Source organism: Streptomyces sp., from assembly GCF_031178505.1.
GTDB lineage: Bacteria > Actinomycetota > Actinomycetes > Streptomycetales > Streptomycetaceae > Streptomyces > Streptomyces gulbargensis.
The window spans coordinates 1-5,801 of record NZ_JAPSIW010000453.1 but is presented as its reverse complement, the minus strand read 5'-3'; the positions used below and the strand labels follow the sequence as shown (position 1 = coordinate 5,801).

The following is a 5,801-nucleotide window of genomic DNA, read 5'->3' as shown; positions in this document are numbered from 1 at the left end:
GAGCTGCTCTGCGGTCTCGCGGCCCATGGCGTCGACCGCCACGGTGATCAGCGAGGTGTCGCCGACCATCAGCCGCTGCCGGGCCTCCGCACGGGCCTCGGCCATCACGTCGTCCTCGAGGCCGCCCACGCCGGACACCTCGGGCAGGGCCTCCGTGTCGGGCGCGGCAGCCCGGGGCTTGGGCCGGAACGAGGCGGCGAACGCCTCGTCGACCTGCCGCTGGACGGCGCGGCTGGTCGGGGCATCCCAGTCGCCCTCGTAGCGCTCGGTGCGGGCGCGGACCTGCTGGATGCGGTGGCGGCGGGCGGCTTCCTGGGCGCCGCGCCACTGCTCGACGGCGTCGGCCCGCTTGGCGGGGGTGTCGAGGACTGTCTCTGCACCGGCCAGCAGCACGGCGAGCAGACCCGAGCCACGGCGGACCCGGGCCGCCTCGCCGCGCAGGTGCAGCCAGCCCTTCACGTCGGTCACGGTCCATCCGGCATCAGCCACGCCCTGGGCCACCCAGGCGATCCGGGCCACAGAGCAGCCGCGCAGCCAGTCCAGCTCCTGGGTGAGCTCACGGGCCAGCTGGAAGCGGCGCCCGACGCGGTTCAGCTTCCGGCGGCCGCCGGCCTTCGCCTTGGACTTCTTCGGGGTGGGGGACTTGGCATCCCCGCTTGCGAGCTTGCTCTCAGGGGGGAAGGAAGTACCACCCGCAGAAGAGACAGTTGAGGTACCGACCTGCATTGGGGTGCAACGGACCTCATCCGAAACAGCCGTCACAACCCCCTGCTCAGCACCCCTCACGGAGGCCTTCGCCGGGGCCTTCGACGACGTCTTCGAGCGCGGCTTGCGCACCTTCCGAGATGCCTTCTTCGCCAGCTTCGCCATCAGCTCCCGGCCGCCCTCCGCGATCCCGGACACCGCCCGCGTGTACGCCGGAGCATCCTCATCGCGCTGCACCGTGCGGACCCCGAGCGCGGTGTCGAACTCGGTCGGGATCATCCGCGCGAACTCGCTGGCCTGCGCCGGACCGCCGGACACCCGGGTGCCCTTGACGATCCACGCGAGCAGCCCGGCCTCCCGCAGCATCCCCAGGTGGTACTCCACCGACCGCTCCGACAGGCCGGTGCGGCGCACCAGGTACTCGATGCCCGGACGGCACGGGAAGAGCTGCGCGAGCTCCTGGGCGACGCGCACGGTCGTCGGCCCGAACGAGCGCGGCCCGTGCGACCGGTGCCGCCGCGGCTTGTACAGCCCGGACCCGGCGACCCAGTGGACCGCCTGCATCCACGAGTAGCCGTCGCCCGCGATCCGGCCCGCCGACGTCGACAGCCACTGCGACGCCTCCGGCACGAACAGAACGGGCAGCACGGCGACTGCGTCGGCGTCATCGACCGACGGACGCGGAGCGGGAAGCATCTGGGCGGCCGGTGCCGCTACGGCGCTCACTGGCCCGCCCGGATGCACGAGAAGGAGACCCTTCCGGCAGCCTCGGGCGGACCGCCTGTGGACAGAGTCCGGGATCCGGCGAGACCTCCCGCCCGGCGGACAACAACTTCGGATCGCGTCCCGCCCCACGGGTCGCAACCCCGCAGCACCGCGGCGACCGGCGCCGCCAGGAAGACAGGTGTCCCCCTCTCGGAAAAGGCGTCGGGGACCGGAGGCGGTGTGACACTCCAACCCGAAGAATCTTCGTGACTAAAGCCCTGAACAGGGCAAACAGGGTGTGCGAATCCCATCACGCGGGAAGCACGGGGGGCTCGAACCGGTGTGAATCGGGCACGGTCGAGCTGACAGGAGACACCGATCTCGTGCACTATGGCGGGGACACCAACCTTCATATGGATCGCCCCGACCGCGACCAGGCCCCTGCCAAGGGACCTGACCACGGCCGAGCGCTCTGTACGGACGGAGCCCCGAGCACCGAACGGCCTGCCAAAGCCGTCGGAACCCGGGGTGACGCTGGTGGCTCAACAGAGGCCCCCTGCCAAAGGGGCTCCTGGAGAGCCGGGGTGGCCCGCTTGCCAAAGCGGACCGGGTGGACCCGCCTGCCAAGGCGGGGTGTTGCAACTGAGATGAAGACCCAGCTCGATGAGCTGGAGCCCAGAACCGGCGCCAACCGGGGACTGGGCGGCCGACCTGATGGTCGGCGAGACGGGCCGCGCGGGGCCACAGTGGATTGCAGTCCACCTCATTCGCGCGCGCGGCCGATGACCTAGGTCATCCCGACCCCCCTTCGGAGGCCGGCGTCGTGCTGCCCGCATCCAGCTCAGCGACATCGGGGAAACGCTCCGCGAGCCCCTTGAGCAAGTGGATGTAGACCGCGCGATGGGGCCGCCGGGGGTGGGTCTGACCTAGCTCCCAGCGAGCTACAGCCAGGCGCTTCACACCCACAGCGTCCGCGACTTCCTGCTGGGTGAGCCCCGCAGCGAGGCGCAGCTGCTGACGCACGCGCGGTGGCGGCAGGACGTCGTCGAGGAGAGCGTTGACCCGCTGCATGGGATCCGCGTCGGACATGCCCCAACCTCTCATGATCACCGAATCCCTGAAAGATACACCACGGGATCGATCTTGGCCAGCGTGCAGCGATACGCCGATAGGGCGGTGGGCCTCAAGCTTCAGCATGGTTTTAGGACCGAGGCGTAGTAGGACGCGAGTACAGCTTCCGCCCCAGAGCCCTGTGCCGTCGTGACGCGTTGGAACTGGGCCGACCTCAAGTCGCCGGCGACCCGGACTCGCGGGTGCTGCTTGCCGGGAGGGCAGTAGCCGTCCTCGCTCGAGGCGAGGCCGTCCAAACGTGCTGGCGTGTTGCCGAGGTTGTTCAACACCGTCTTGGCAACGTAGGACTTGCGCTCCCCCTGCCGGTCCTTGACCTGCAAGCTCCACTCGTCTCCGTAGGCCATCTGCGACAGGACGACGTGAGAGACGGGCACGATGCGCACGCGCTCGTCCCCCGTGACCTCTGCGATCTTGTAGTCATCCGCCGGTGGACAAAGGACATGAAGTGTCGTTGAGGAGCGCGGGTGGGTGCGGAGCCATGTCCCGAGGGGGCGGTCCCCTCCGAGAACGTAGGTCCGGCCTGCTAGGTCTGCAGGCTCGGTGCGCCACAGTGGAGGCACCGACACACGTGCGGAAGCGCTGATCCAGTCGGCGTCGGTCGGAGCCAGGGTCGCCACGCCGGTGGCGACCACGATCAGCTGCGCACTCAGTGCGCGTCCGTCCTCGAGTACGAGTTCCGCCCGGTCGTCGTAGCCGGTGACGCTGACCGCACGGCCCTGCACGACGGAGCATCGGCCAGCCCGCTGTAGGCGGTGCAGGTCGGCGGCAAGAGCTTCAGCCAGTTGCGGGCCGGTCGACCAGTTGCCAGGGACGTTCTCCAGTGCCCCAATGACATGCAGCTTGCCGCCTACTGAGTCAGCCTCCACGACGACCGTTCGAAGGTTCAGGCTGGCCGCCATCACCGCGGCCGCCACGCCTGACGGGCCGGCGCCGACCACCAGGACATCTGTCTCGTGCGGTGTGCTCATGCGTGGGCTCCCTGCGTTCCGCTGATTCGGGACAAGACAACCTCGCTCGTGACCAGTTGCTCAGCGCCGATGTTGCGGGCGGCGAGCAAGAGCGCGGCGTCGTGGTAGCGGGCGCCGCCGGTAGAGGCACAAGCGTCGGTGACAATCCACGGCCGGTATCCGGCCTGATAGGCGGCAACAGCGGAGTCGTATACGCACGCATCCGTGTCGATGCCGCACAGCACCAGATCGGTCCAGCCCGCCTCGTGGATGGTCCGGGCGCCCTCGGGGGTGAACACTGACGCCTGGGGCTTGTCGATGACCGCGGCGGCGGTGGCAGCGAAGGGGGCCAGGTCAGCAACGAGGGCTTGTTCCTCGGGAGTGCGCAATCGCGTCCATCCCGTGATCGTCTCGTACGGTGATCCGGGCTCGTTGTGGAACCGCGACAGCACCACGGGAGCGCCGGCTGCTTGCCAGCCCTCCACCAGTCGCACAACCGCGGGGATGACGCCGCGGCTGTGCTGGTTGACAAAGCCCTGCTGCACATCGATGACCAGCAGCGCTGTCGATCGAGGGTCCACCCACTCCGCCTTCCACATGGCCGTCACGGATTGCTGTCTCGAAGAGCGTCCTGGGCGGCGCGCAACCGATCAGGAAGTTCGCTGGTGGCCAGGATGGCCTCGCGCATCACACGGTGCTGGGCCGTCTCAGTGGGGCGCGCGGTAGTGAGCCGGAAGTAGGCGCTGCGCAGGAAGCGCCAGCCGTAGGCCGTCGGCATCACCGGGTCCTGGCCGTCTTCGATCGTGTGCAGGATGTGCGACGAGAGGGCCCAGAGGGCCTGTACGTCAAGCTCAAGGGCCACGATCTGGCTCATGGTCAGAGCCCGCTCGTCCGACCGCGGGTGATAGGCGACGCCAGACCAGCCGACGACGCCGCGGGAGACTCCGCCGTCGAATGTCACGGCCTCGGGGTGGGCCCAGCCGTCACGGAACTTGGCTTCCTCTACCCCTGGCCCGAGCGGCACCACATCTGCTGGGTTCTGCCGGTTGACCAGCACTGATGGCGTAGCGAGCAGATGGAGAGCCGTGTCCAGGCCGGCGCTTGACCAGGAATGTGTGCGGAGCTCGTAGGCCGACAGCACGTACTGCGGAACGAGCGACTGGGCAGGATGGTCATTGTCGTCGCCGTGGCGGGCCAGCAGGCGGGCCATCCACTCCCCTACCCAGCCCGGTTCCTTCAGGTATGTGCGGTAACGCCACAACGCCAACTCGGTCAACGTCTCGAGACAGTGGTGCTCCTCCAGATGCACCACCGCGACACCGCAGGCGTACATGTGCACCGTCGACGACTGCGCGGAGTGATGGTCAGCCAGCAGGACTCGCTGCTCCAACCCGCCGGGTCCAGGCTCGCTTGGCGAGCCCGCAGCGTAGAGGGGCGCACTGCACTCACCGAGGTACACCGGCAAGAACTTGTGGGAGACGACCGTGCACGGTGCCGGACGCGCCGCCGACTCCGCGTTGAGGGGAGCTGCCGTTCCACGCAGCGCTGCCAGACGGTGGCTGAACGCCTCCTGCTCAGCCGGCGTGCACTGGAGGAGTGCCGTGTCCAGGATCTGCGCCATGTGGGGCCGGCAGACGCTCGTCTTGTTCCGCTGCCAGTTCGAGACGGTCCGGGGGCTGATGCCGAGGCGACCGGCGAACTCGCGCACAGACGCTCGCATCACCGACCGCAACAGCAGTGCCTCCTCACCCGTCCACCTGTCCACAGCGATCACTACACACCCCCTTGGCGGTCACCTTCCAGGTATCAACGGCCTAATTGCCACGCTGTTGCTACACCACTTCCACGGTCGGACATCTCGCTCAAGGCCCCTGGTGCGGATGCTGTTTCTTGTTGATCCACACCCGCAACTCCGGCCGGAGGGACCATGGCGATCCCGGGCACACCGCAGTGCCGCGCCCGCGTCGAGTCCTGCGTGCCGTCAGGCATCGAACTCGTAGTCCAGGACGTACGAGGCGGAGTCGAGGGTCATCTCGTTGACCTCAACAACTCGCTGGTGGGCGTCGAAGGCCGTCCGGCACATCTTCAGAACAGGGCGCTCAGGGGACATGCCCAACGTGGCCGCTTCCTCAGCAGTGGGCAGCCGTCCGCGGATCTCCTCCCGGAAGCGAACCGGTCCATGCCCAAGGTCAGCGAGGCGAGCGTAGGTTCCTCCTGGCCCGGTGTCGGCCTGGGTGATCGCCGAACCTTCCACCAGAGCGTAGGGCAGGTACGAGGTGGCGAGCATGACCGGCCGGCCATCCAGGACGAAGC

The 5,801-nt window shown here is 68.6% G+C and carries 6 protein-coding genes; all 6 read right to left on the bottom strand.

The features are described 5' to 3' along the window. A partial coding sequence (locus RIF68_RS24970) for a transcriptional regulator (RefSeq protein WP_309053546.1) occupies positions 1-1,353 on the bottom strand: 1,353 nt, incomplete at its 3' end. Positions 1,354-2,202: 849 nt separating this feature from the next. Further along, positions 2,203-2,499 carry a helix-turn-helix transcriptional regulator gene (locus RIF68_RS24965; RefSeq protein ID WP_269957656.1) on the bottom strand — a complete coding sequence of 99 codons (297 nt, stop codon included), beginning with the start codon at positions 2,497-2,499 and terminating at the stop codon, positions 2,203-2,205. Between the two features lie 101 nt (positions 2,500-2,600). After that, on the bottom strand, positions 2,601-3,509 hold the full coding sequence (locus tag RIF68_RS24960; RefSeq protein ID WP_309053545.1) for an FAD-dependent oxidoreductase: 909 nt from the start codon (positions 3,507-3,509) through the stop codon (positions 2,601-2,603). Next, positions 3,506-4,096, bottom strand: coding sequence for an isochorismatase family cysteine hydrolase (locus tag RIF68_RS24955; RefSeq protein ID WP_019329432.1), 591 nt, complete (start codon positions 4,094-4,096; stop codon positions 3,506-3,508). Before RIF68_RS24955 ends, RIF68_RS24960 begins: the two co-directional genes overlap by 4 nt. Continuing rightward, complete coding sequence (locus RIF68_RS24950) at positions 4,093-5,262, bottom strand: helix-turn-helix transcriptional regulator (RefSeq protein ID WP_309053544.1); 1,170 nt, start codon at positions 5,260-5,262, stop codon at positions 4,093-4,095. Before RIF68_RS24950 ends, RIF68_RS24955 begins: the two co-directional genes overlap by 4 nt. Before the next feature lie 207 nt (positions 5,263-5,469). Then, on the bottom strand, positions 5,470-5,801 hold a 332-nt coding region (locus tag RIF68_RS24945; RefSeq protein ID WP_309053543.1), incomplete at its 5' end, for a UTRA domain-containing protein.